Here is a 23,423-nt window from a genome sequence, read left to right as displayed (position 1 = left end):
ACGATCCGCTCCTCATCGATTCGACAGCGTCGAGGATTGCCCTGGCGACGCCCCGCTTGCCGGTCAGCGGGACATCTTTGTCGACGCCGTCGGCCCGGACGATCACGACGGCGTTCGTGTCGTGCCCGAACCCGACACCCGGGGCCGAAACGTCGTTGGCGACGACCAGGTCGACCCCTTTGCGCACCAGCTTGGCCCTCGCGTTCGCCACCACGTCGGTGGTCTCCGCGGCGAAGCCGACCAGCACCTGGCCGGGCCGCCGCCGGGCCCCGAGGCCGGCGAGGATGTCGGGGGTCGGCTCGAGCACGACGTCGGGCGGGCCCCCCTCCTTCTTGATCTTGTGGTCGGCGACGGCCTTCGGCCGGAAGTCGGCGACGGCCGCGGCCATCACGACCACGTCGGCCTCCTCGGCGGCGGCGGCCACGGCCGCCTCCATCTGCGCCGCGCTCTCGACCCGCACGACCTCGGCGCCGGGCGGGCCGGGCAGGTCGGTGGTCGTGACGAGGACGACGTCCGCGCCGCGGGCCACGGCCTCGTCGGCGACGGCGTGGCCCTGCTTGCCCGACGACCGGTTGCCCAGGTAGCGGACGGGGTCGAGCGGCTCGCGGGTGCCGCCGGCGGTGACCACGACGCGCACGCCGGCGAGGGACCGGGGGGTGAGCGCGGCCTCGACGGCGGCGACGACCACGGCCGGGGCGGCGAGGCGGCCGGCCCCCACGTCGCCGCCGGCCAGCCGGCCGGCCTCGGGCGGCACCACGACCACGCCCCGCCGGCGCAGCACGGCCAGGTTGTCCTGCACGGCCGGGTGCTCCCACATCTCGGTGTGCATGGCCGGCGCGACGACCACCGGCGCCCGGGTGGCGAGCAGGGTGGCGGTCAGCAGGTCCGAGGAGATGCCGGCCGCGTACGAGCCGAGCAGGCGGGCGCTGGCCGGGGCGACCACGACGGCGTCGGCCGACTGCCCGAGGCGGGTGTGCGGGATCGGGTGGGGCCCGTCCCAGAGCGAGGTCTGCGCCGGCTCGGAGGCCAGCGCGTCGAACGTGGCCGTGCCGACGAAGCGGGTGGCCGAGCGGGTCAGGACCGGGGCGACGTGGGCCCCGGCGTCGACGAGGCGCCGGCACACCTCCACCGCCTTGTAGGCGGCGATCCCGCCGGTGACGCCGAGGACGACCCGGCGGCCGGCCAGCACGGCGTGGCCCCTACTCGCCGGCGCCGGCCTCGCCGTCGGTCGACGGCTCGCCCTGCTCGCCCTCCCCGGTCGGCCGGAACGTGATCTTGTCGGCGGCGATCTCCTCGAAGGCGATCGACAGCGGCTTCGACGCCGCCGAGGTCACCTGCGGCGGCACGATGGCGCCGAGGCCCTCGCCGAGCTGACCGTAGTAGGCGTTGATCTGCCGGGCCCGCTTGGCGGCCAGGGTGACGAGCGTGAACTTCGAACCGGCCCGGCCGAGGAGCTCCTCGATCCGGGGGTTCATCATCGTGTCGTGGCGGACAGCCATCGGATCTCCGGGCGCGGTGGGGCGGGCAGGGGCAGCGTCCCAGGGTAGCAGCGCCCCTCCCCGCCCCCACGGAGGGCGCCGCGTCAGGACTTGCGCTCGAAGGCCTTCTTCAGCGACTCGCGCTGGGAGCGGCCGAGGCCCCGCAGCCGCCGGGTCTCGCTGATCCCCACCGACTCCATCGTCCGCCTGGCCTTCACCTTGCCGACGCCGGGCAGCGACTCCAGCACGGCGAGGACCTTCATCTTCCCCACGGTCTCGTCCGCGTCGGCCTGGGTGAAGAGCTCGTCGAGGGACACCGACCCCATCTTGAGCTTCTCCTTCAGCTCGGCGCGCTGGCGGCGGGCGGCCGCGGCCTTCTCGAGGGCAGCGGCTCGCTGGTCGGGCGACAGAGAAGGAGGCAGAGGCATGGCGCGCACCCTAGCGGCTGGTGCGGCGGGGGTATCGCCCCCGGAGCGACCGCGGCGCCGGCCCGCGAGGGGCGCCCTCCCCCCGGCGGCCGAGGGCCGGGCAGCCGCCCCGGTGGAGCACGACGGGCGCCGCCCGGAGGACCACCGAGGGCGCGGCCGCGCCGGGCGTCCGCCGCCGGGCGGGTGGCCGCGGGCGGCGTGGTCGCCCGGGGCACGGCGCCCCGCCCCGGGGCCTCCGCGGTCAGGCGAGCTGAGCGACGAGGGCTCCGCCGGTCAGGCGAGCTCGGCGACGGGGCCTCGCCGGTCAGGCGAGGTCGGCGACGGGGCCCGCCGGTCAGGCGAGCTCGGCGACGAGGGCCTGGGCAGCGGCGGCGCGGTCGGGCGCGGCGGTCACCGCCCGGCCGACGACGAGCACGTCGGCGCCGGCGGCCAGCGCCTCCTTCGGCGTGGCCGCCCTGGCCTGGTCGTGGTGGGCGGTGCCGGCCGGGCGGATGCCCGGGACGACGACGGTGAGGCGGGGCGCGTACGTCCGCGCCTCCTTGGCGTCCTCGGCCGCGCACACGATCCCCTTGCAGCCGCCCTCGACGGCGATGCGGACCCGCTTGGGGACGATGTGGGGCGGCGCGTCCCGGTCGCTCGTGAGCACGGTGACGGCGACGGCGACGGGCGCCGGCAGGCCGGCCCGCTCGGCGCCCTCGCACAGCCCGTCCACCCCGGCCCGCAGCATCTCGACCCCGCCGTGGGCGTGGAAGGTCACGTACGACGCCCCGAGCGCGCCGAGCACCTTGGCCGCCTTGTGCACGGTGTTCGGGATGTCGTGCAGCTTGAGGTCGAGGAAGACGTCGTAGCCGAGGTCGGCGAGGGCGCCGATGGCGTCGGGGCCGACGGCCGTGTACAGCTCCAGGCCGACCTTGGCCGTGCCGAACCAGGGCCGCAACTCCTTCGCCACCCGCAGGGCGGCGACCAGGTCGTCCAGGTCGAGGGCGAGGGCCAGCCGGTCGCGCACGTCGGCGGCCGCGGTGGTGGTCGACCCGTCATCCATGGGCTGCTCCGATCAGCTCGCCGGCACGCCGCACCCCGTGGCGCCGGCACCAGTCTTCCAGGCCGGCCAGCACCCGGGCCGGGGCGCGCGGGTCGGCGAAGGTCGCCGTGCCCACCTGGACGGCGGACGCGCCGGCCAGCAGCAGCTCCACGGCGTCCTCGGCCCTCGCCACCCCGCCGACCCCGACGACGGGCAGCGACGGCAGGGCGGCGTGGACGTCCCACACGGCCCGCACGGCGACCGGGTGGATGGCCGGGCCGGACAGCCCCCCGCCGCCGGCGCCCAGCCGGGGCCGGCGGGTCTCGGGGTCGACGGCCAGGCCCATCACCGTGTTGACGAGGGTGACGGCGTCGGCGCCTGCGCCGGCCGCGGCCTCGGCCACGGCGACGAGGTCGGTGACGTTGGGGCTGAGCTTGGCCCACCGGGGCCGGCCGCAGGCCGCCGTCGCCGCCATCACCTCGGCCGTCGCCGCCGGCGAGTGGGCGAACATGCGGCGGCGCTCCTCGACGTTCGGGCAGCTGAGGTTGACCTCGACGGCGACGACGGCCGGCGGCGCCCCGGCGAGCAGGGCGGCGGCCTCGGCGTAGCCGTCGACCGTCGTCCCCCAGATGCTGGCGACGACCCGGGCCCCGGCGGCGGCGAGGGCCGGCAGGTCCTGGTCCAGCCAGGCGGCCACGCCCGGGCCCTGGAGCCCGACGCTGTTCAGCATGCCGGCCGCCGTCTCGACCACCCTGGGCGCCGGGTTGCCGGCCCACGGGCCGGCCGAGAGCGACTTCACGACGACGGCGCCGAGCGCCGACAGGTCGAGGTAGCGGCCGAGCTCGGCGCCGTGCCCGGCGGTGCCCGACGCCGTCATCACCGGGTTGGGCAGGGCCACCGGCCCGACGGCCGTCGCCAGGTCGGGGGTCACACGGGCAGGGTGAGCTGGTCGGACCGCTCGCCCCGGTGGTACTCCTGGAGCGACCGCACCCGCGCCGCGTGCGTCGCCATGTCGGCCACGCCGGTCGCCGCCGCCAGGGCGGCCGCCGCCGTCGTGAGGCAGGGCACGCCGGTCGCCGCCGCCGCCCGCCTGATGGGCCGCCCGTCCGCCCTCGGCCCCCGGCCCCGGGGCGTGTTGACGACGAGCGCCACCTTGCCGCTCTCGACGAGGTCGACCACGCCGGGGCCGACGGGGTCGCCGACCTTGGCCGCCACGACGTCCACGGCCACGCCGTTGGCCTCGAGGTGGGCGGCCGTGCCGGAGGTGGCGGCGATGGTGAAGCCGAGGTCGGCGAAGCGGCGGGCGGCGGCCAGCCCGGCCGGCTTGTCCCGGTCGGCCAGCGAGAACAGCACCATCCCCTCGCGGGGCAGGGTGAACCCGGCCGCCACCTGGCTCTTCGCGAACGCCAGGCCGAACGTGCGGTCCACGCCCATGACCTCGCCGGTCGCCCGCATCTCCGGGCCGAGCACGGTGTCGACGTCCGGGAAGCGGTTGAACGGCAGCACCGCCTCCTTCACGGCGACGTGGCCGGTGGCCGGCTCGCGCAGCAGCCCCTCGTCCCGCAGCTCGGCGAGCGTGGCCCCCACCATCACCCGGGCGGCGACGGCGGCCAGCGGCACCCCGGTGGCCTTGGCCACGAGCGGCACCGTGCGCGAGGCGCGGGGGTTGGCCTCGATGACGAACACCTCGCGGCCGCCCTTCACCGCGTACTGCACGTTGAGCAGGCCGCGGACGTCCAGCGCCTCGGCGATCGCCGCGGTGTGGTCGTGCAGCAGCGCGACGGTCTCGGGCGGCAGGGTGGGCGGCGGGATGGCGCACGCGCTGTCGCCCGAGTGCACCCCGGCCTCCTCCACGTGCTCCATCACCCCGCCGACGAGCACCTCGCCGGTGGCGTCGCGCACGGCGTCGACGTCGACCTCGGTGGCGTCCTCCAGGAACCGGTCGATCAGCACCGGGCGCTCGGCCGACAGGCCGCCCTCCCGGCCGAGGCTGCCGAACCGGGCCAGCTCGGCCATGGCCGCCCGCAGCCCGGCGTCGTCGTAGACGATCTCCATGGCCCGCCCGCCGAGCACGTACGACGGGCGCAGCAGGGCCGGCCAGCCGACCCGGGCGACGACGGCGAGCGCCTCCTCCACGGTCGTGGCCGTGCCGCCGGCCGGCTGGGGGATCTCCAGGCGGGCGCACAGCGCGGCCCACCGCTCCCGGTCCTCGGCGGCGTCGATCGACGCCGGCGACGTGCCGAGGACGAGGCCCGGGTCGAGCCGGCCGGCCAGCTTCAGCGGCGTCTGCCCGCCGAGGCCGACGACCACGCCGGCCAGGGTGCCGGCCGCGGCCTCGGCGTCGAGCACGTTCTGCACGTCCTCGTAGGTGAGCGGCTCGAAGTACAGGCGGTCGCTCGTGTCGTAGTCGGTCGACACCGTCTCCGGGTTGCAGTTGACCATCACCGTGTCGAACCCGGCGGCCCGCAGGGCGAAGCTGGCGTGCACGCAGCAGTAGTCGAACTCGATGCCCTGGCCGATGCGGTTGGGGCCGGAGCCGAGGATGACGACGGCCGGCCGCTCCCCCGCCGGCACCTCGTCCTCGTCCTCCCACGTCGAGTACAGGTACGGCGTGGCCGCCTCGAACTCGGCGGCGCAGGTGTCGACCGTCTTGTACGTCGGCCGCACCCCGGCGGCCAGCCGGCGGCGCCGGACCTCGCCCTCGTCCACCCCCCACAGCCAGGCCAGCTGGGCGTCGGCGAACCCGAGCCGCTTGGCCCGCCGCCAGGCGGCCCGGTCCATGCCGTCGAGCCCGGTGGCGGCCAGCGCGGCCCGCTCCTCGGTGATGGCGGAGATCTGGTCGAGGAACCAGGGGTCGACGCCGGTCGCCGCGGCCAGGTCGTCCACGGAGATGCCCCGGCGCAGCGCCGCCTCGAGGTGGAACGGCCGGTCGGGGGTGGCCACCGACGCCCGGCGCACGAGGTCGGCGTCGGTGGCGTCGTCCAGGGCGGCCTCGGCCGGGTCGCAGTTCAGCCCGAGCCGGCCGTGCTCGAGGGAGCGCAGCGCCTTCTGGAGCGACTCGGGGAACGTGCGCCCGAGGGCCATGGCCTCGCCCACCGACTGCATCGACGTGCCCAGCACGCCGGTCGTGCCCGGGAACTTCTCGAACGCCCACCTGGGCACCTTGGTGACGACGTAGTCGATGGTCGGCTCGAAGCTGGCCGGCGTCTTCCTCGTGATGTCGTTCGGGATCTCGTCGAGCGTGTAGCCGACGGCCAGCCGGGCGGCGATCTTGGCGATCGGGAAGCCGGTCGCCTTCGAGGCCAGCGCGCTGCTGCGCGAGACGCGCGGGTTCATCTCGATCACGACCTGCTCGCCGGTGCGCGGGTTCACGGCGAACTGCACGTTGGACCCGCCGGTCTCGACGCCGACCCGGCGCATGCACGTGAAGGCGGCGTCCCGCATGGCCTGGTACTCCACGTCGGACAGGGTCTGGGCCGGGGCGACCGTGATCGAGTCGCCGGTGTGCACGCCCATCGGGTCGAGGTTCTCGATCGAGCAGACGACCACGCAGTTGTCCGCCCGGTCCCGCATGACCTCGAGCTCGTACTCCTTCCAGCCGGCGATGGACCGCTCGACCAGCACCTCGCCGATCGGGCTGGCGGCCAGGCCGGCGGCCGTGATGCGGCGCAGCTCGTCGAGGGTGGCGGCCATGCCCGTGCCCCGCCCGCCGAGGATGTAGGCGGGGCGGACGATGACGGGCAGGCCGATCTCGGCGACCGCGGCCTCGGCCTCCTCCACGCTGCGGGCGATGGCCGACGCCGGCACGGCCAGGCCGACCTCCTGCATGGCCCGCTTGAACCGCTCCCGGTCCTCGGCCGTGGCGATGGCCTCCGCGTCCGCGCCGATCAGCTCGGGCGTGCCCGGCGCGCCGACCACGCCCCGCTCCACGAGCGCCATGGCCAGGTTGAGCGCCGTCTGCCCGCCGAGGGTCGGCAGCACGGCGTCGGGCCGCTCCCGTGCGATCACCGCGGCGACCACGTCCGCCTCGAGGGGCTCGACGTAGGTGGCGTCGGCGAAGTCCGGGTCGGTCATGATCGTCGCCGGGTTGGAGTTGACCAGCACGACCCGGTAGCCCTCGGCCCGCAGCACCCGGCAGGCCTGGGTGCCCGAGTAGTCGAACTCGCAGGCCTGGCCGATGACGATGGGGCCGCTGCCGATCAGCAGGATGCTCTCGAGGTCGGTCCTACGGGGCATGGCGGTCCATCAGGCCGGCGAACTCCTCGAACAGGTAGCGGGCGTCGTGCGGGCCGGGCCCGGCCTCGGGGTGGTACTGCACGCCGAAGGCCGGCACGTCCCGGCAGCGCAGGCCCTCGACCACGCCGTCGTTGAGGTTGACGTGGGTGACGTCGGCCCCGGGCACGGTGCCGTCGACCACCGCGAACCCGTGGTTCTGGCTGGTGATCTCGACGGCCCCGTCGGACAGGCGGCGCACCGGGTGGTTGCCGCCGTGGTGGCCGAAGCGCAGCTTCTCGGTGCGGCCGCCCAGCGCCGTCGCCAGCAGCTGGTGGCCGAGGCAGATGCCGAACACCGGCACCTCGCCGAGCAGCCCGCGGATGGCGTCGGCGGCGCCCTCGACGGCGGCCGGGTCGCCAGGGCCGTTCGACAGGAACACGCCGTCCGGCTCCCTCGCCAGCACGTCGGCCGCGGGGGTCGACGCGGGCACGACCTCGACGGTGCCGAGCCGGCGCAGGTGGCGGAGCATCGTCCACTTCACGCCGAAGTCGTAGGCCACGATGCGGCGGCGGGCCTCGCCGGTGGCGTCCAGGGTCCTGGGCTCGGCGCAGGTGACGGACGCGACGAGGTCGACCCCGTCGGTCCCCGGCTCCGCCAGGGCGGCGGCGAGGAGGTCGGCGTGGTCGGCCGGACCGAGCGCGGCCGGCATGGCGCCGGCGTCGCGGATGTGGCGGGTGAGCCGCCGGGTGTCGACGCCCGCGATCCCGGCCATGCCGGTCGCCCGAAGCCAGGCGCCGAGGCCCTCCTCGGCCCGCCAGCTGCTCGGCCGCCTGGCCAGGTCCCGCACCACCACCCCCCGGCACGCCGGCCGGGCCGCCTGGAGGTCGACGGGGGTGACGCCGTAGTTGCCGACGTGCGGGTACGTGAAGGCGACGATCTGGCCGGCGTAGCTCGGGTCGGTCAGCACCTCCTGGTAGCCGGTGAGCGCCGTGTTGAAGACGACCTCGCCGGTGGCGACGCCCCCCGGCGGCTCGGCGCCGACGGCCTCGCCCTCGAAGGTCGTGCCGTCGGCGAGGACGAGGAGCGCGGGCGTCACCGCTGCGCCTCGCCGTCGACCACGACCGGCTCGCCCCGGAGGACCGTGTGGCGGACGCGGCCGGTCAGGCGGCGGCCGGCGTAGGGCGTGTTGCGGCTGCGGCTCGCCAGGCGGGCGGGGTCGACCGTCCACGCCGCGGCCGGGTCGACCACGCACAGGTTGGCCGGGCGGCCCTCGGCCACCGGGCCGCCGTGCTCGTCGGCCACCCGGGCGACGGCCGCCGGCCGCCACGACAGCAGGGCCAGGATGGCCGCCGGGTCGAGGGCGAGCTCGGTGAGGGCGACGGCGAGCGCCGTCTCCAGGCCCAGCATCCCGGGCGGGGCCTGGTCGAAGGGCTTCTCCTTCTCCTCCTGGGCGTGCGGGGCGTGGTCCGTGGCGATGGCGTCGACGGTCCCGTCGGCCAGGCCGGCCCGCACGGCGTCCACGTCGGCCTGGGGGCGCAGCGGCGGGTTGACCTTGAACACCGGGTCGTAGCCGGCCACGGCGGCGTCGGTGAGCACGAGGTGGTGCGGGGTCGCCTCGGCGGTCACCGGGAGGCCCTCGGCCTTGGCCGCGCGCACGAGGTCGACCGAGCGGGCCGTCGACAGGTGCTGGAAGTGGACGCGGGCGCCGGTGAGGCGGGCGAGGGCGACGTCGCGCAGGACCATCACCTCCTCGGCCTCGGCCGGCACGCCGGGGATGCCGAGCCGGCTCGACCACTCGCCCTCGTGCATGTGCCCGCCCTCCGCCAGGGCGGCGTCCTCGCAGTGCTGGGCGAGGGTCACGTCGAGGCCGGTGGCGTACTCGAGGGCCCGGCGCATGAGGCGGGCGTCCTGCACGCCGGTGCCGTCGTCGGTGAACAGGCGCACGCCGAGGGCCGCCATCTCCGCCATCGGGGCGAGCAGCTCGCCCCGCCGGCCGACGGTGATGGCGCCGGCCACCCGCACGTCGCAGGCGGCGTGGCGGCCGAGGTCGAGCACCTCGCGCACCACGCCGGCCGAGTCGACGGCCGGCTCGGTGTTGGGCATGGCCACCACGCACGTGAAGCCGCCGAGGGCGGCGGCCCTGGCGCCGGTCTCGACCGTCTCGGCCTCCTCCCGCCCGGGCTGGCGCAGGTGGGTGTGCAGGTCGACGAGGCCGGGGGCGACGAGGCACCCGCCGGCGTCGAGCACGGTCGCTCCCCTGGGGACGTCGAGGCCGGGCCCGACGGCGGCGACCGTCCCGCCGTCCACGAGCACGTCCGCCCGCCGTGTGCCCGTGGCGTCGACGACCGTGCCGCCCCTGACCAGCAGGCGGGTCACGCCGTCACCTCCGCGAGCAGCGAGAACAGCACCGCCTGGCGCACCGCGACCCCGTTCTTGACCTGCTGGGTGATCACCGACCTTGGCAGATCGGCGACCTCGGCCGCCACCTCGACCCCCCGGTTCATCGGCCCGGGGTGCATGACGATGGCCTCGTCGGGCAGCAGCGCGGCCCGGCGGGGGGTGAGGCCGTAGCAGGTCGTGTACTCGCGGAGCGACGGGAGGAGCGCCTCGGTCATGCGCTCCCGCTGCATGCGCAGCAGGTAGGCGACGTCGACCTTGGGCAGCACGGCGTCGAGGTCGGTGCTGACCTCGACCGGCCACGACTCGACGGCCGGGGGCAGGAGGGTGGGCGGGGCGACGAGGGTGACCTCCGCGCCGAGCATGGTGAAGGCCAGCACGTCGGAGCGGGCCACCCTGGAGTGCTTCACGTCGCCGACGATGGCGATGCGCCGGCCCTCGACCGAGCCGAGCCGCTGGCGGATCGTGTAGCAGTCGAGCAGGGCCTGGGTCGGGTGCTCGTGCCAGCCGTCGCCGGCGTTGATCACGGACGCGTCGACCCACGAGGCGATCTGCCACGGCACGCCGGCCGAGGCGTGGCGCACGACGATGGCGTCCACGCCCATGGCCACGATGGTCTCGACCGTGTCCCGCAGGCTCTCGCCCTTCTTCACCGCCGAGGTGCCGACGCTGAAGTTCATGGTGTCGGCGGACAGGCGCTTGGCCGCCGTCTCGAACGACAGCCGGGTGCGGGTCGAGTCCTCGTAGAACAGCGACACGACGGTGCGGCCCCGCAGCGCCGGCACCCGCGGGATGGGCCGCTCGCCGACCTCGACGAACGTGTCGGTCAGGCGCAGCACCTCCTCGATGCCGTCGGCGCCGAGGTCCGCGATCGAGAGCAGGTGGGTCATCGGACCATCTCCCCGAGGTCGACCCCGTCCTCGCGCACGTCGACGACCTCGTCGCGGCGGGTCGGCAGGTTCTTGCCGACGAAGTCCGGGCGGATGGGCAGCTCGCGGTGGCCCCGGTCGACCATCACGGCCAGCTGGACGGCCCTGGGCCGGCCGAAGTCGGTGACGGCGTCGAGCGCGGCGCGGATGGTGCGGCCGGTGAACAGCACGTCGTCGACCAGCACGACGACCGCGCCGTCGAGGCCGACCGGGATGGCGGTGACGGCCTCGGGCAGGACCGGCCGCAGGCCGATGTCGTCGCGGTAGAGGGCGACGTCGAGCGAGCCGACGGGCACGGCCACCCCCTCGATCCGCTGGAGGGCGTCGCCCAGCCGGTGGGCCAGCGGCACCCCGCCCGTCTGGAGCCCGATCAGCACCACCCCGTCGAGCCCGTGGTTGCGCTCGACGATCTCGTGGGCCATGCGCCAGACGGCCCGCTCGAGGTCGGCGGCGTCCATCACCTGGCTCCGGGCGACGAAAGCGCCCCCGTACGGGGGCGCCAGCTTCCGTTCGCGTTCGGCCACGTGCCTCCTCCCGTTCGGGCCTCACAGGACCCGCTTCACGGTCGGGAGGGGACGCTAACCCACGACCACCACCGGGTCGTGGATCGCCCCCGAGGGGACCTACCGGCGGCTTGCGTGAACGGCCGCCCTGACGCGGGCGGCGATGCGGGCGGAGGCCGGGTTGGCGGGGTCGACCTCGGTCGCCACCTGCAAAGCGAGGGCCGTCGTGGCCCAGGTCGCCAACAGGACGGCCGCCCTGGTGGCCACGCCCCTCCCCCGGGCCGGAGCGGCGACCCACCAGCCGAGATTGGCCGTGCCCGACGGCCAGTCGATGGGGCCGAGGCCGACCTCGCCCCACACGTCGTCGCCGTCGGCCGGCGAGACCACCAGGTCGACGGCCAGGCCCCGGCGCCGGCGCTCGGCCTCCCCGGCGATCCACCGGGCCGCGTCGGCCTCGGTGCGGCGGGGCGGCACGGCCGTCCAGCGCTGCACCTCGGGGTCGGCCCAGGCGGCCGCCAGCGCGGGCGCGTCATCCGGCCGCCACGGCCGCAGGCGGACGAGGTCGTCGGCCAGGGGCGGGTCCGGCAGCGGCAGCGGGGACGGGGCGGTCAGCCCCTCAGCCCCTCAGCTCCTCGGCGATCCGGGCCAGCATCCCGTTCACGAACCGGCCCGAGTCGTCGGTCGAGTAGCGCTTGGCCAGCTCCACGGCCTCGTCGATCACCGCGCCGGTCGGCACGTCCGGCCGCCAGCCGAGCTCGTAGGTCGCCATCCGCAGCACGGCCCGGTCCACGGCCGGCATGCGCTCGAGGCTCCAGCCCTTGGCGAAGCGGCGCAGCAGCCCGTCGATCTCGCGCTGGCGGTCGGTCACCCCGACGACGAGGTCGGCGGCGTACGGGTCGGGCTCCACGGGCAGCTCGTCGAGCACGTCGGCCGGCGGGCGCTCCTTCGCCTCGGCCTCGTAGAGCAGCCCGAGGGCCCGCTCCCTGGCCTCGTGGCGGCCGCCGACCGGGCCCACGGTCAGGCCCGGGTGATGTACTCGCCCGAGCGGGTGTCGACCCTGATCTTGTCGCCCACGTTGACGAACAGCGGCACCTGCACGACGAGCCCGGTGCTCACCGTCGCCGGCTTGCGGGCGCCCGACACCCGGTCGCCCTGGAGGCCCGGCTCGGTCTCGACGACCTCGAGGTCGACGGCGGCGGGCAGGTCCACGCCCACGATCTCGTCCCGGTACATCTGGAGGACGGGCGACGCCCCCTCGACGAGGAAGCTGGCCGCCTTGCCCAGGGTGGACCGGCCGACGTGCATCTGGTCGTAGGAGCTGTTGTCCATGAACACGTACTCGTCGCCCTCGCGGTAGAGGAACTGCATCTCCCGCTTGTCGATCACGGCCTGGTCGACCTTCTCGGCGGCCCGGAACGTGCGGTCCAGCTGGTTGCCGGTGCGCAGGTTGCGGAGCGTGGTGCGGACGAACGCCCCGCCCTTGCCCGGCTTCACGTGCTGGAACTCGACGACCTGCCAGAGGTCGCCGTCAAGGTCGAGGGTCATGCCGTTCTTCAGGTCGTTGGTGGTGATCGCCATGGCGTGGTTCAGGGCTCCGGGGACTTGGGCGCGAGCGTCAGGGTGCGGCACCCGTCGGCGGTGACGGCCACGGTGTCCTCGATGCGGACCCCGCCGACCTCCGGGAGGTACACCCCGGGCTCGACGGTGACCACGTGGCCGGCGGCCAGGGTAGCAGCGGAGGCTCCCGACACCCTCGGGGCCTCGTGGATGTCGAGGCCCACCCCGTGGCCGGTCCCGTGGAGGAAGGCGTCGGCCCAGCCGGCCTCGGCGATGACCTCCCGGCAGGCCCCGTCGACGTCCGCGGCGGCGGCCCCGGCCCGCACGGCGGCGACCCCCGCGGCCTGCGACGCGGCCACCACCTCGAGCATCCTGGCCGCCGTGCCGCCGACGTCGCCGACGGTGAACGTGCGGGTCATGTCGGAGTGGTAGCCGTCGACCAGCGCGCCGAAGTCGAGGACGACGAGGTCGCCGTCGGCGATGCGCCGCCCGCTCGGCCGGGCGTGGGGCTTGGCCCCGTTCGGCCCGGCGGCGACGATCGTCTCGAACGACACCCCGTCGGCGCCGAGGCGGCGCATCTCGGTGTCGAGCTCGAGGCCGAGCTCCTCCTCGGTCGGCCCCTCGAGCAGGCGGCCCCGCACGGCGGCGAGGGCGGCGTCGGCGATGCGGGCCGCCTCCGCGATGCGGGCCACCTCGCCGTCGTCCTTCACCAGGCGCAGGTCCTCGACCAGCCCCTCGGTCGGGACCAGCTCGGCGTCGGCGAACCACTCCGCCGCCATCGCCCGCTGCTGCGCCCAGGTCACGTGCCCGGCCTCCAGCCCGAGCCGGCGCACGCCCTTGGCCGCCGCCGAGAGCACGCCCTTCTGGTCGGTGGCGCTGATCTCGATGCGGGCCTCCACGCCGGCCGCCGCCAGCTGCTCGGCCGACTGGTCGCGGTAGCGGCCGTCCGAGGTGAACACGAGCTCGTCGGGCAGGACGAGCAGCAGGCCGGCGGACCCGGTGAAGCCGGTGAGGTAGCGGACGTTGGTCAGGCTGGTGACGAGCAGCGCGTCGCAGCCGGCGGCGCCGAGGCGCTCGCGCAGCCGGGCGGCCCGGCCAGCAACGTCCATGGGCGGAAGGGCGGTGGTGGTCATGCGAGCAGCCTCCTCACGGCCTCGACGGCGAGCACGTAGCCGTGCCCGCCGAAGCCGGCGATCGAGCCCGTGGCCACCGGCGTCACCACGGAGGTGTGGCGCCAGGGCTCGCGGGCGTAGGGGTTGGAGAGGTGGACCTCGACGACGGGGCCGTCGAAGGTGGCGAGCGCGTCGGCCAGCGACCAGCCGTAGTGGGTGAGGGCGGCGGCGTTCACGACGATCGCCGCGCACCGCCCCCTGGCGCCGTGGACGGCGTCGACCAGCGGGGCCTCGGCGTTGGACTGGACGTGCTCCAGGTCGAGGCCGGCGGCGTCGGCCGCCTCGGTGGCGGCGGCGACGTGGTCGGCCAGGGTGGCCGGCCCGTACACGAGGGGCTGGCGCTCGCCCAGCAGGTTCAGGTTCGGCCCCGAGAGCAGGAGGACGACCGGCCGGCTCACCGCAGCTCCCCGAGCGCGGCCAGCACGTCGTCCTCGGCCACGTCCCGCACCACCTCGACCCCCCGGGGGCCGTCGAGCACGAACGTCAGCCCGCCGATGGCCTTCTTGTCCCGCCGCATCAGGGTGACGAGCTCGCCCGGGTCGGTGCCCGGCGGCAGGCGGGTGGGCAGGTCGTAGGCGGCGAGGACCCGGTCGTGGTCGTCCACCCGGTCGTCGCCGACCCGGCCGAGGCGGTGGGCCAGGCGGGCGGCGAAGGCCAGCCCGACGGCGACCGCCTCGCCGTGGCGCAGGTCGTAGCGGCCGGCCGTCTCCAGCGCGTGGGCGAGGGTGTGGCCGTAGTTGAGGACGGCCCGCCGCCCGCCCTCCCGCTCGTCCTCGGCCACGACGGCGGCCTTGACCCGCACGGCCGCCGCCACCCGCTCGTCGAGGGGCAGGTCGCGCAGGTCCTCGCCGGTGAGGAAGTGGTACTTGGCCAGCTCGCCGAGCCCGCTGCGGTACTCGCGGGGCGGCAGGGTGGACAGCACCTCGACGTCGCACAGCACGGCCGCCGGCTGCCAGAACGCGCCCACGAGGTTCTTGCCCTCGGGCAGGTTGACGCCGCACTTGCCGCCGATGGCGGCGTCGACCTGGCCGAGCAGGGTGGTCGGCACGTGCACGACGGGCACGCCCCGGTGGTAGAGCGCGGCGGCCAGCCCGGCCGTGTCGGTCACCACCCCGCCGCCGACGGCCACGACCACGTCGCCCCGGCTGAGGCCCCAGCGGGCGAACCGCCGGCACAGGTCCTCCACCGTCTCCAGGCACTTGGCGTCCTCGCCGTCGTCCATGAGGAACACCCGGTGCTCCACGCCGGGGTCGACGGGCACGCCGACGGCCTCCTGGGTGACGACGGCGGCCCGGGTGGCGCCGACGGGCAGCACCTCGAGCAGCCGGTGGCGGGCGCCCGCCCCCACCAGCACGTCGTAGGAGCGGTCGCCGAGGGCGACGGGGACGGTGATCACGCCAGCAGCCCGAGCACCTGCTCGGCCACGTCCTCGGCCGACCGGTCGTCGGCGTCGACGACGTGGTCGGCCACGTCCCGGTACAGCGGGAGGCGCTCGTCGTGGAGGCGGCGGAGGGCGGCGGCCGGGTCGTCGCCGAGGAGCGGCCGGTGGTCGCCGCCGCTCACCCGCCCGGCGAGGACCTCGGGGTCGGCGTAGAGCCACACGACGGTGCCGGCCGAGCGCATCAGCTCCCGGTTGCCGGGGTCGAGCACGGTCCCGCCGGCCGCGGCCACGACGACCGGCTCGGCCCGCTCGACCGCCTCCCGGAGCGCCTCGGCCTCGAGCACGCGGTAGGCGGCCTCGCCGTCGGACTCGAAGATCTCCCGCACGGTCCGCCCGGTGCGGGCCTCGACCTGGTCGTCGCTGTCGACGAACGGCCGCCCCAGCCGCTCGGCCACGATCGGGCCGACGGCCGACTTCCCGCTCGCCATCATCCCCACGAGGATGACGTGGCGCCCGCCGGTCACGGGTCGGCCAGCGACGCCAGGTAGGCGTCGCGGTTGCGGACCAGCTCGTCCACCGAGTCGCCGCCGAACTTCCGCATCGCCTCGGACGCGAGGACGAGGGCGACCATGGTCTCGGCCACGACCCCCATGGCCGGCACGGCGGTCACGTCGGTGCGCTCCCTGAAGCTGAGGGTCGCCTCCTTGGTCTCGGTGTCGACCGTGCGCAGGACGGGGCGGTTGAGCGTGGCCAGCGGCTTCATCGCCACCCGGGCGACGACCTCGCCGCCGACGGTGATGCCGCCCTCGACCCCACCGGCCAGCGTGCCCTCCCGCCGGTAGGCCGGCCCGGCCGGGTCCCACACGATCGGGTCGTGGGCCTCCGACCCCCGCCGCCCGGCCACCTCGAAGCCCTCGCCGATCTCCACGCCCTTCACGGCCTGGATGCTCATCAGCGCCCCGGCCAGCAGCCCGTCGATCTTGCGGTCCCAGTGGACGTGGCTGCCGAGGCCCACCGGCACCCCCCAGGCCACCACCTCGACGACCCCGCCGAGCGAGTCGCCCTCCTTGGCCGCCGCCTTGACCTCGGCCACCATCGCCTCCTCGGCGTCGGGGTCGAAGCAGCGGACCGGGGAGGCGTCGACGGCCGGGAGGTCGGCCGGCGCCGGCCGGGTGCCGGGCTTGGCCCTGGCCCGGCCCAGCTGGACGACGTGGGACACGACCTGCACGCCGAGCCGGGCCAGCAGCGCCTTGGCCACGCAGCCGGCCGCCACCCTGGCCGCCGTCTCGCGCGCCGACGCCCGCTCCAGCACGTCCCTCGCGTCGCGCAGCCCGTACTTCTGCATGCCGGCCAGGTCGGCGTGGCCCGGCCGGGGCTGGGTGAGCCGGCGGGACGGCTCGCCGGGGGCGGGCGACATCTCCTGCTCCCACTTCGGCCACTCGGTGTTGAGCACCTCGATGGCGACGGGCGAGCCGAGCGTGCGGCCGTGGCGGACGCCGGCGAGCAGGGTGAGCTCGTCCTGCTCGACCCGCATGCGCGGCCCCCGCCCGTACCCGAGCCGGCGCCTGGCCAGCTCCCCGGCGATGTCCTCGACGGTGAGGGGCAGGCCGGCCGGCACGCCCTCTACCACCACGACGAGGCCCCGCCCGTGGGACTCGCCGGCGGTGAGGAAGCGCAGCACGCCCGAAGCGTACCGGTGGGGGTCAGCAGGCCAGGTCGGGGGTGGGGGCGCCGGCCGGCAGCTGCTCCCAGGCGCACACCGACCAGTCGGTGGCCGGCAGGGCGGCCAGCTCGTCGGCGTAGGCGACCGACAGCGACGCCACCTCGTCGCCGTCGTCGAGGTGGGAGACGGCGACGGCGTTCACCGTCACCGACCCCACGATCGCCACCCCCTGCCCGGCGATCTTCAGGTCGGCCGACGGGGCGTACAGGATCCCCTCGAACACGGCCGGGGTGTCGTGGGCGTGGTCGCACACGTGGAGGGCGGCGTCGGCCACGTCGCCCGCGCACACCGACCCCGACCCGGCCTTCTGGAGGACGAGCTCGGCGGCGTCGCCGCCCGCGTTCACGACCGCGTCCTGGAGGTCGACGTCGGCGCCGGGCCCGACCCAGATCGTCACCGGGTCGTCCGGGGTGGCGAGGACGGTGACCGTGCCGTCGAAGCGGAGGTCGTCGTCGCAGGCGTACGTGCCGGCGTGGAGGACGGCGTCGACCCGCCCCTCGCTGTCGACCGGGCAGGGCGACGCCCCGGCCGGCTCGGCCGGGTCGGGGACCACCCTCGGGCCGGGCTGCTGGACGCCGGCCAGGCAGCCCGTGCAGGAGCCGCCCGGCGTGTAGAACCACTGCGCGTCGCCGCCCACCGGGAGGGTGCCCCGCACGCCGACCGACCGGTTGGAGCCGACCACGCCGTCCTGGGCGACGACGGCCGGGCGGTCGCCGGTGCCGTCGTCGAGCACGAGGTCCTGCTGGGCGAACAGGGTGAAGGGCCAGCGGCCCTCGTCGCTGCGGGCCACCCGGGCGGCGATGGCCGTCGACGCGCCCTGCACGGTGGCGTCGACCCGGACGTCGTAGCCGTCGCCGTCCGGGGTGGCCGACCAGGTGAACCCGTCGCCGGTGCCCGACAGGGCGGCCAGCGCCCCGTCCAGCTGGTCGACGTCGAACAGCGCGTCGGACAGGCCGCTCTCGGCGGCGGCGAGCGCGGCGTCCCTCGCCTGGAGCCGGCGGACGTCGGCCAGCGACGCCAGGCTGCGGGCCAGCACGGCGATCGACAGGAACGTCAGCACCATCATCACGCCGACGGCGACGGCGAGGCTCCCGTCGTCCCCCGACCCCCGGCGCCGCGGCCCGGCCGGCGGCCTCAGCACGCGGCCGGCCTCCCGGCCCGCAGGCGGGCGTCGCCCTCCACCGGGAACGGGGGGGCCAGGTCGTCGGCCGCGCCGGCGAAGCGCACGACGACCCGGGCGGCGCAGGTGGCGAAGTCCCACGCCGTCTCACCCGCGTCCATGGCCTCGCCGCCCGGGCGGTGGTAGGCGAACACCGGCGCCGAGCCGACGGCCTCGACGGTCGCCACCAGCACCCGCCTCGTCGTCACCGTCCCGCACGGCGACTCCTCCGACCGGGCCAGCTCGCCGTCGGCCGCCTCCCAGCGCACGCACCCGCCGTCGACGGTGAGCAGCAGGGTCTCGGCGTAGGCGGCCGCCGACCCGAGCAGGCCGACCCCGGTGGCGTCGCGCACGTCCCGCTCGAGCGCGGCGACGGCCAGGCGGACGGCGGCCTGGTTGGCGGCCTGGGCCTCGCCCCGCCGCTCGGTGGCGGTGAACGACGACAGCATGCCGACCACCGAGGCCAGCACGGCCGAGAAGATCACGAGGCTGACCATCACCTCGGTGAGCGAGAACCCGCCGTCCCCCGCGGCCGGCCGGGCCGTCACGGCAGCACCGTCAGGGTCGCCTGGCCGACCACCGGCGAGCCCGACCGCGACTCGTCGACGACCTGGACGAGCTTCTCCCCCGCCGTCCACGTGGCCGTCGCCGCCGGGATGGTGCCCGACAGGAGGCCGAGCGTCCTCGTCATGGTGCCGGTGATGGCGACGGCCGCCGGGTTCTCCGGGACGGTGACGACCCGCCAGCGGTAGGTGCCGGTGCAGGTGCCGCTGGTCGAGATCTGCACGGCCACCGACTGGGCCAGCGCCCCGCCGTCGACCCGGGCGGCGACCAGGGGCACCACCGAGGTGGCCTGGAGGATGCAGGTGGACGACGACGTGGCGCTCTCGGTCCTCGCGCTCCGGTACACCCAGTCCGAGGCCAGCGCGCCGCTCTCCCCCCGCACCCGGAAGCGGTGGAGGCGGTTGGCCGTCAGGCCCGAGACGGTGGCGGCCCTGGCCCCGCCGGTCACGGTGGTGACCGCGGTCCACGTCAGGCCGCCGTCGCCCGAGCGCTGCACGGCCCACGACGACGGCTGGTTGCCGGTGAGGCCCCAGCTGAGGTCGATCGAGCTGGACTCCGACCCGCTCGTCGGCGCCGCCCTGAGGTTCCTCGGCTTGCCGGGTGCCCCGGCCGACACCGTCGTCGACGTGGTCGCGCCCGCGGGGCCGAGGCCGCCGGGGTACACGACGACCGACCGCGACACCGCCGCCGGCGCCCCGTCCTCGTCCCAGCTCACCGTCACCGTCACCCGCTTGTACCGCTCGTCGGCGGCGTCGCCCGCCTGGGCCCAGGCGACCGCCCTGGTGATCGTGAAACTGCGCCCGCCGAGGTCCTCGGTGCCGGTCGCCGCCTCGCTGCCGGCCGGGTCGCCACCGGCCAGGCCGAGGTCGCCGTAGGGGACGGCCCGCAGCCGCTCGAGCTCGCCGCCGACGATGGCGAGCGCCTGGGTCCGCCCGCCGGCCGACCCGGTGACCCTGGCCGACCCGGCGAACACCGTGGCGAGCCCGTAGAGGCCGACGGTGAGCACGGCCAGCGCGGCCAGCAGCTCGGCCAAGGTGAACCCGGCCTCGCGCCCCCCTACTTGAGCAGCGACTGGTTCACGCACAGGTCGAACCGGTCGTCGCCGTACAGGAACTCGCCGCACTGGTCGGCGACCGACAGCGACACGACCTCGAAGTTGCGGGCGAAGCGCTCGCCCTCGGCGACCGTCGACACCTCGTCGTCCACCCGCACCGACGCCACGACCTCGCCCCGGTCGCCCACGTACAGCTCGAGCAGCTCGACGATCGTGCCCTGGCTGCTGTCGCCCTCGGTCGTCCTCGGCAGCGGCGGGACGGTGGTCGTCGTCGTCCCCGGTGTGGTCGGCGGGGCCGTCGTGGCGGGGGTGGGCGGGTCGAGGCTGTCGGGCAGGCCGTCGCCGTCGCTGTCGTCGAGCAGGTCGGGGAACCCGTCGCCGTCGGCGTCGCCCGGGCGGGGCGCCGGCGGGGCCGTGGTCGACGGGGACGGCGCCGCCTCCTCCCCGTCGTCCTCGCCGTCGTCGGCGAGGGGCAGGGCGATGGCGGGCTCGAAGGGGTTCTCGTCGCTGAACGTCTCGAAGGTCTGCGACGGCTCGTCGCCGGCGGCCGGCGCGGCGCCGCCGGCCGGGCTGGTCGCCCTGGGCAGCACCATGGCCTCCTCGTCGCCGCCGCCGAACAGGACCCGGGGCAGCACGGTGTTGAGCCCGATGAGCGCCACGCCGATCGCCAGGATGACGAGGAGGCGCCGCGACGACGTGCCCCTGGTCGTCACCGGTCGCTCCCCGCGCCGCTCGCCTGCTCGTCGCCGGCCGGCTGCTGCCCGTCGCCCGCGGCGCCGGCGCTCGTGCCGGCGAGCGCCCCGGCGCCCTCGGGGACGGACGTGACGAACAGCCGGCCGGCGATCGTGAGGGTGAGGTCGGGCGCGCCGACGCCGTCCTCCTCGCCCGCGGTCAGCGACACGCCGTCCACCACGACGATCCGCGGCAGCTCGGCCAGCCGGTTCAGGAAGTCGAGCACCTGGAAGTAGCCGCCGTTCAGCTCCATGGCGACGGCGATCTCGGCCGGGCCGCCGCCCTCGGGCTCCGACGGCGGCGACGGGCTGACCGACAGGTAGTCGAGGCCGGCGGCGGACGCCGCGTCCTCGGCGTCGAGCAGGAACTGGGCCAGGTCGGGCCCGTCCGGGACGGCGACCCGGAGCCGCTCCAGCTGGCTGGTGAGCTCGGGCGCCTGGTCCCCGGCGGCCTGGAGGCGGGCGACGGCCAGCCGCAGCTGCTGGTTCTGGCGGGCGGCCGTCTCCTCCCTGGCGTGCGCGGCCGACAGCCGGCCCGACTGGGGCTTCCAGAGGGCCACGTACCAGAGCCCGAGGATGAGCACGGCGCCGAGGGCGGCGACGGCGATCACCTTGCGGCTCACGACCCGTCCGCCTCGTCGTCGCCGGGCTCGGCGAGGTAGGCGGCCAGGCGGTCGCTGGCGGCCGACGGCGTGAGCGTGGCGGTCGACTGGAAGGACACGACCGACACGCCGCCGTCGCGCTCCTCCCGCGTCGAGGCGGGCAGCCACAGCTCGCCGATGGCGTCGAGCTCGCCGACCCGCATCAGCCACCGCGCGCCCGAGGCCTGGTCGGCGCCCATGGCGCCGATGTCGAGGCGGGCCGGCGCGTCGGCCGTCGCCGCCGCGCCCTCGAACGAGGTCAGCCACACGTCGTTCGGGAGGACGGTGGCGATCTCCTGGAGCAGGCGGCTCCAGGCGATCTCGCCGTCGAGCACGTTGCCGACCACCACCTGGCGCTGGCGGATCTGCGCCTCGACGTCGGCGACGTCGCCCATCCCGGCCAGGGTCGCCTGGAGCTGGCGGGTCGTGCTCTCCTCCACGCCGGCCTCGTCGGCCGCCGCGCCCACCTGGGTGCCCCGCACCAGCCAGAGGGCGACGAGCAGCGACGCCAGCGCGGCGAGGGCGGCGCCGGCCCCGACCATCTGCCGGCGCTCGGCCCGGGAGGCGGCGACGTCGGGCGGGAGCAGGCTGATCCGCCGGGACTCGCCCGACTGGGCGGCGAGGGCCAGGCCGACGGGGACGGCCAGCACGTCGCGGGCCGCGTAGAGCTGCTCGTCGGAGAGGCCGGTGCGCCCGACGACGAGCGGGCCGAGCGGGTCGCCGACGGCGACGGGCACGCCGAGCAGGCCGGCCAGCCGCTCGGCCAGGCCGGGGATGCGGGAGCCGGCGCCGGTGAGGACGACCCCCCGCAGGCCGGCCACCTCCCCGCCCTGCGCGAGGTAGTAGTCGAGCGAGCCGCGGACCTCGTCGAGGAACGGCGCCAGCTGCCCGGCCACGATGCGGGCGGCCCGCTCGTCGTCGCCGAGGCCGAGCGGGTTGGCCCGGCGCTTCAGGTCCTCGGCCACGTCCGCCGGGACGTGCAGCTCCTCGGCCACGGCGTCGGTCAGGTCGCCGCCGCCGAGGGTCAGGATGCGGACGAACTGGGGGATGCCGGCCTCGTGGACGACGATGTTCGTGGTGCCGGCGCCGACGCACACGAGCGCCTCGGCCGTGCCCGCCGCGTAGGCCGTCGGGTCGACCGAGAAGGTCACCGAGGCCAGGGAGCGGAGGAGGGCGAAGGGCACGAGGTCGACCTTCACGGCCTCGAGCCCGGCGTTGGTGACGGCCGCCAGCAGGGCGGCGACCATGTCCCGCTGGGCGGCGGCGAGCAGCACCCGGACCAGCGGCTCGCCGTCCCGGCCGGTGTACTGCTGGAGCACCTGGAAGTCGAGGATGGCGTCCTCGACCGGGATCGGGATCAGCTCCTGGGCCTGGAACGTGATCGCCGACCGCAGCTCGTCGACGGGCATGTCGGGCAGGTCGGCCTGGCGGACGACCACCCGCTGGTTGCCGACGCCGACGACGACCTGCTTCGACGAGAACCCGGCCTCCCGCCACAGCCGGCGGATGGCGGTGGCGACGGCGGGCGGGTCGACGACCTCGCCGGCGGCCACCGACCCGACCGGCACGGCGACCTGGCCGAACCGCTCGAGGGTCACCACCCCGCGGCTGACCGACACCTCGGCCGCCCGCACGGCGGCGGTGCCGACGTCGAGGCCGATGGCCCGGAACGCCATCAGCCCGCCCCCCGCCCGAGGTAGGCGTCGACCTCGGCGCCCCGCAGCCGCCAGCTCCGGCCCACCCGCAGCGCCGGCAGGTCGCCGGCCTGGATGAGCCGGTACACGGTCATCGTCGACACGCGCATGATCCCGGCGACCTCACGGACGGTCAGGAGCCGGTCGGGGAAGGGAACCACTCGCAACACCTTGAACATCGGCCCCACCCGGCCCGGACGTGAGCCGGAAGTTCGGGGCGCCGACGTCAGGCGGCGGGGGCCGGCGCCTCCCCGGTGAGCCCGCACGCCTCGGCCACCAGCTCGTAGGAGCGCAGCCGGTCGGCGGGCGCGTGGACCATCGTGGTGACCATCAGCTCGTCGGCCCCGGTGCGGGCGGCCAGGTCGGCCAGCCCGGCCCGGACGGTGGGCGGGTCGCCGACGACGAGCGGTGCCGTCCACCCGGCCACGAGCTCGCGCTCCGCCGGGGTGAAGTCGTGCGCGGCCGCCTCCTCGGGCGTCGGCAGCCGGCCGGGCCGGCCCTGGCGGAGGCGGAGGAACGAGAGCGCGCCCGACCCGGCCAGCCAGCGGGCCCGCTCGGTCGTCTCCGCGCACACGACGGCCACGCCGAGCATGGCGTACGGGCGGTCGAGGTCGGCCGACGGCTCGAACGTGGCCCGGTAGGCGGCCAGGGCCGGCAAGGTGTTCGCGGCCGCGAAGTGGTGGGCGAAGGAGAACGGCAGGCCGAGCAGCCCGGCCACCTGGGCGCTGTAGTCGCTCGACCCGAGCATCCACAGCGCCGGCCGGTCGCCCCGGCCG

At 76.2% G+C, this 23,423-nt stretch carries 26 protein-coding genes; all 26 read right to left on the bottom strand.

Annotated elements, in window-relative coordinates; translation table 11 throughout:
- On the bottom strand, positions 1–1,189 hold a 1,189-nt coding region (coaBC, locus tag VGB14_14460; GenBank protein HEX9994127.1), incomplete at its 3' end, for a bifunctional phosphopantothenoylcysteine decarboxylase/phosphopantothenate--cysteine ligase CoaBC.
- A gap of 10 nt (positions 1,190–1,199) precedes the next feature.
- Positions 1,200–1,499 (bottom strand): DNA-directed RNA polymerase subunit omega, encoded by a 300-nt coding sequence (gene rpoZ, locus VGB14_14455; GenBank protein HEX9994126.1) that lies wholly within the window; start codon positions 1,497–1,499, stop codon positions 1,200–1,202.
- A gap of 83 nt (positions 1,500–1,582) precedes the next feature.
- On the bottom strand, positions 1,583–1,906 hold the full coding sequence (gene mihF, locus VGB14_14450; protein ID HEX9994125.1) for an integration host factor, actinobacterial type: 324 nt from the start codon (positions 1,904–1,906) through the stop codon (positions 1,583–1,585).
- A gap of 334 nt (positions 1,907–2,240) precedes the next feature.
- On the bottom strand, positions 2,241–2,948 hold the full coding sequence (gene pyrF / locus VGB14_14445; GenBank protein ID HEX9994124.1) for an orotidine-5'-phosphate decarboxylase: 708 nt from the start codon (positions 2,946–2,948) through the stop codon (positions 2,241–2,243).
- Positions 2,941–3,858 carry a dihydroorotate dehydrogenase gene (locus VGB14_14440; GenBank protein HEX9994123.1) on the bottom strand — a complete coding sequence of 306 codons (918 nt, stop codon included), beginning with the start codon at positions 3,856–3,858 and terminating at the stop codon, positions 2,941–2,943. The genes pyrF and VGB14_14440 overlap by 8 nt, the downstream gene beginning before the upstream one ends.
- Positions 3,855–7,163: a carbamoyl-phosphate synthase large subunit gene (gene carB / locus VGB14_14435; protein ID HEX9994122.1), complete on the bottom strand. Its 3,309-nt coding sequence runs from the start codon at positions 7,161–7,163 to the stop codon at positions 3,855–3,857. The genes VGB14_14440 and carB overlap by 4 nt, the downstream gene beginning before the upstream one ends.
- Positions 7,153–8,238 carry a glutamine-hydrolyzing carbamoyl-phosphate synthase small subunit gene (gene carA, locus VGB14_14430; protein ID HEX9994121.1) on the bottom strand — a complete coding sequence of 362 codons (1,086 nt, stop codon included), beginning with the start codon at positions 8,236–8,238 and terminating at the stop codon, positions 7,153–7,155. The genes carB and carA overlap by 11 nt, the downstream gene beginning before the upstream one ends.
- Positions 8,235–9,518 carry a dihydroorotase gene (locus VGB14_14425; GenBank protein ID HEX9994120.1) on the bottom strand — a complete coding sequence of 428 codons (1,284 nt, stop codon included), beginning with the start codon at positions 9,516–9,518 and terminating at the stop codon, positions 8,235–8,237. Before VGB14_14425 ends, carA begins: the two co-directional genes overlap by 4 nt.
- A complete protein-coding gene (locus tag VGB14_14420; protein ID HEX9994119.1) occupies positions 9,515–10,429 on the bottom strand; it encodes an aspartate carbamoyltransferase catalytic subunit in 915 nt (304 codons plus the stop codon). The genes VGB14_14425 and VGB14_14420 overlap by 4 nt, the downstream gene beginning before the upstream one ends.
- Positions 10,426–10,992, bottom strand: a complete 567-nt coding sequence (gene pyrR / locus VGB14_14415) for a bifunctional pyr operon transcriptional regulator/uracil phosphoribosyltransferase PyrR (GenBank protein HEX9994118.1) — start codon at positions 10,990–10,992, stop codon at positions 10,426–10,428. The genes VGB14_14420 and pyrR overlap by 4 nt, the downstream gene beginning before the upstream one ends.
- Positions 10,993–11,091: 99 nt before the next feature.
- Positions 11,092–11,523 (bottom strand): GNAT family N-acetyltransferase, encoded by a 432-nt coding sequence (locus VGB14_14410; protein ID HEX9994117.1) that lies wholly within the window; start codon positions 11,521–11,523, stop codon positions 11,092–11,094.
- A 64-nt stretch (positions 11,524–11,587) separates the two neighbouring features.
- A complete protein-coding gene (gene nusB / locus VGB14_14405) occupies positions 11,588–11,986 on the bottom strand; it encodes a transcription antitermination factor NusB (protein HEX9994116.1) in 399 nt (132 codons plus the stop codon).
- A gap of 2 nt (positions 11,987–11,988) precedes the next feature.
- Positions 11,989–12,549 carry an elongation factor P gene (efp, locus tag VGB14_14400; protein HEX9994115.1) on the bottom strand — a complete coding sequence of 187 codons (561 nt, stop codon included), beginning with the start codon at positions 12,547–12,549 and terminating at the stop codon, positions 11,989–11,991.
- 8 nt (positions 12,550–12,557) lie between these two features.
- Positions 12,558–13,661, bottom strand: coding sequence for a Xaa-Pro peptidase family protein (locus tag VGB14_14395; GenBank protein ID HEX9994114.1), 1,104 nt, complete (start codon positions 13,659–13,661; stop codon positions 12,558–12,560).
- Positions 13,658–14,098, bottom strand: coding sequence for a type II 3-dehydroquinate dehydratase (locus VGB14_14390; protein ID HEX9994113.1), 441 nt, complete (start codon positions 14,096–14,098; stop codon positions 13,658–13,660). The genes VGB14_14395 and VGB14_14390 overlap by 4 nt, the downstream gene beginning before the upstream one ends.
- On the bottom strand, positions 14,095–15,096 hold the full coding sequence (locus tag VGB14_14385) for a 3-dehydroquinate synthase family protein (GenBank protein ID HEX9994112.1): 1,002 nt from the start codon (positions 15,094–15,096) through the stop codon (positions 14,095–14,097). Before VGB14_14385 ends, VGB14_14390 begins: the two co-directional genes overlap by 4 nt.
- A complete protein-coding gene (locus VGB14_14380) occupies positions 15,093–15,605 on the bottom strand; it encodes a shikimate kinase (protein ID HEX9994111.1) in 513 nt (170 codons plus the stop codon). Before VGB14_14380 ends, VGB14_14385 begins: the two co-directional genes overlap by 4 nt.
- Entirely contained in the window at positions 15,602–16,762 is a 1,161-nt protein-coding gene (aroC, locus tag VGB14_14375; protein ID HEX9994110.1) for a chorismate synthase, read from the bottom strand. Before aroC ends, VGB14_14380 begins: the two co-directional genes overlap by 4 nt.
- Before the next feature lie 22 nt (positions 16,763–16,784).
- Positions 16,785–17,945 carry a hypothetical protein gene (locus VGB14_14370; GenBank protein ID HEX9994109.1) on the bottom strand — a complete coding sequence of 387 codons (1,161 nt, stop codon included), beginning with the start codon at positions 17,943–17,945 and terminating at the stop codon, positions 16,785–16,787.
- Positions 17,939–18,511: a prepilin-type N-terminal cleavage/methylation domain-containing protein gene (locus VGB14_14365; GenBank protein ID HEX9994108.1), complete on the bottom strand. Its 573-nt coding sequence runs from the start codon at positions 18,509–18,511 to the stop codon at positions 17,939–17,941. Before VGB14_14365 ends, VGB14_14370 begins: the two co-directional genes overlap by 7 nt.
- The gene (locus VGB14_14360) at positions 18,508–19,611 is read right to left on the bottom strand and encodes a fibronectin type III domain-containing protein (protein HEX9994107.1); all 1,104 of its coding nucleotides are present in this window, start codon (positions 19,609–19,611) and stop codon (positions 18,508–18,510) included. The genes VGB14_14365 and VGB14_14360 overlap by 4 nt, the downstream gene beginning before the upstream one ends.
- A complete protein-coding gene (locus tag VGB14_14355; GenBank protein ID HEX9994106.1) occupies positions 19,584–20,294 on the bottom strand; it encodes a hypothetical protein in 711 nt (236 codons plus the stop codon). Before VGB14_14355 ends, VGB14_14360 begins: the two co-directional genes overlap by 28 nt.
- Positions 20,291–20,935: a type 4a pilus biogenesis protein PilO gene (pilO, locus tag VGB14_14350; protein HEX9994105.1), complete on the bottom strand. Its 645-nt coding sequence runs from the start codon at positions 20,933–20,935 to the stop codon at positions 20,291–20,293. Before pilO ends, VGB14_14355 begins: the two co-directional genes overlap by 4 nt.
- Positions 20,932–22,629 (bottom strand): type IV pilus assembly protein PilM, encoded by a 1,698-nt coding sequence (gene pilM, locus VGB14_14345; GenBank protein HEX9994104.1) that lies wholly within the window; start codon positions 22,627–22,629, stop codon positions 20,932–20,934. The genes pilO and pilM overlap by 4 nt, the downstream gene beginning before the upstream one ends.
- A complete protein-coding gene (locus tag VGB14_14340; protein HEX9994103.1) occupies positions 22,629–22,808 on the bottom strand; it encodes a helix-turn-helix domain-containing protein in 180 nt (59 codons plus the stop codon). The genes pilM and VGB14_14340 overlap by 1 nt, the downstream gene beginning before the upstream one ends.
- 65 nt (positions 22,809–22,873) lie before the next feature.
- Positions 22,874–23,423: MsnO8 family LLM class oxidoreductase (locus VGB14_14335; GenBank protein HEX9994102.1), on the bottom strand; the 550-nt coding region annotated here is incomplete at its 5' end.

It is taken from the genome of Acidimicrobiales bacterium, from assembly GCA_036399815.1.
In the GTDB taxonomy this organism is placed as follows: domain Bacteria; phylum Actinomycetota; class Acidimicrobiia; order Acidimicrobiales; family DASWMK01; genus DASWMK01.
Note: the sequence above shows the minus strand (reverse complement) of the source record. Positions and strands in the feature narration are given on the sequence as shown.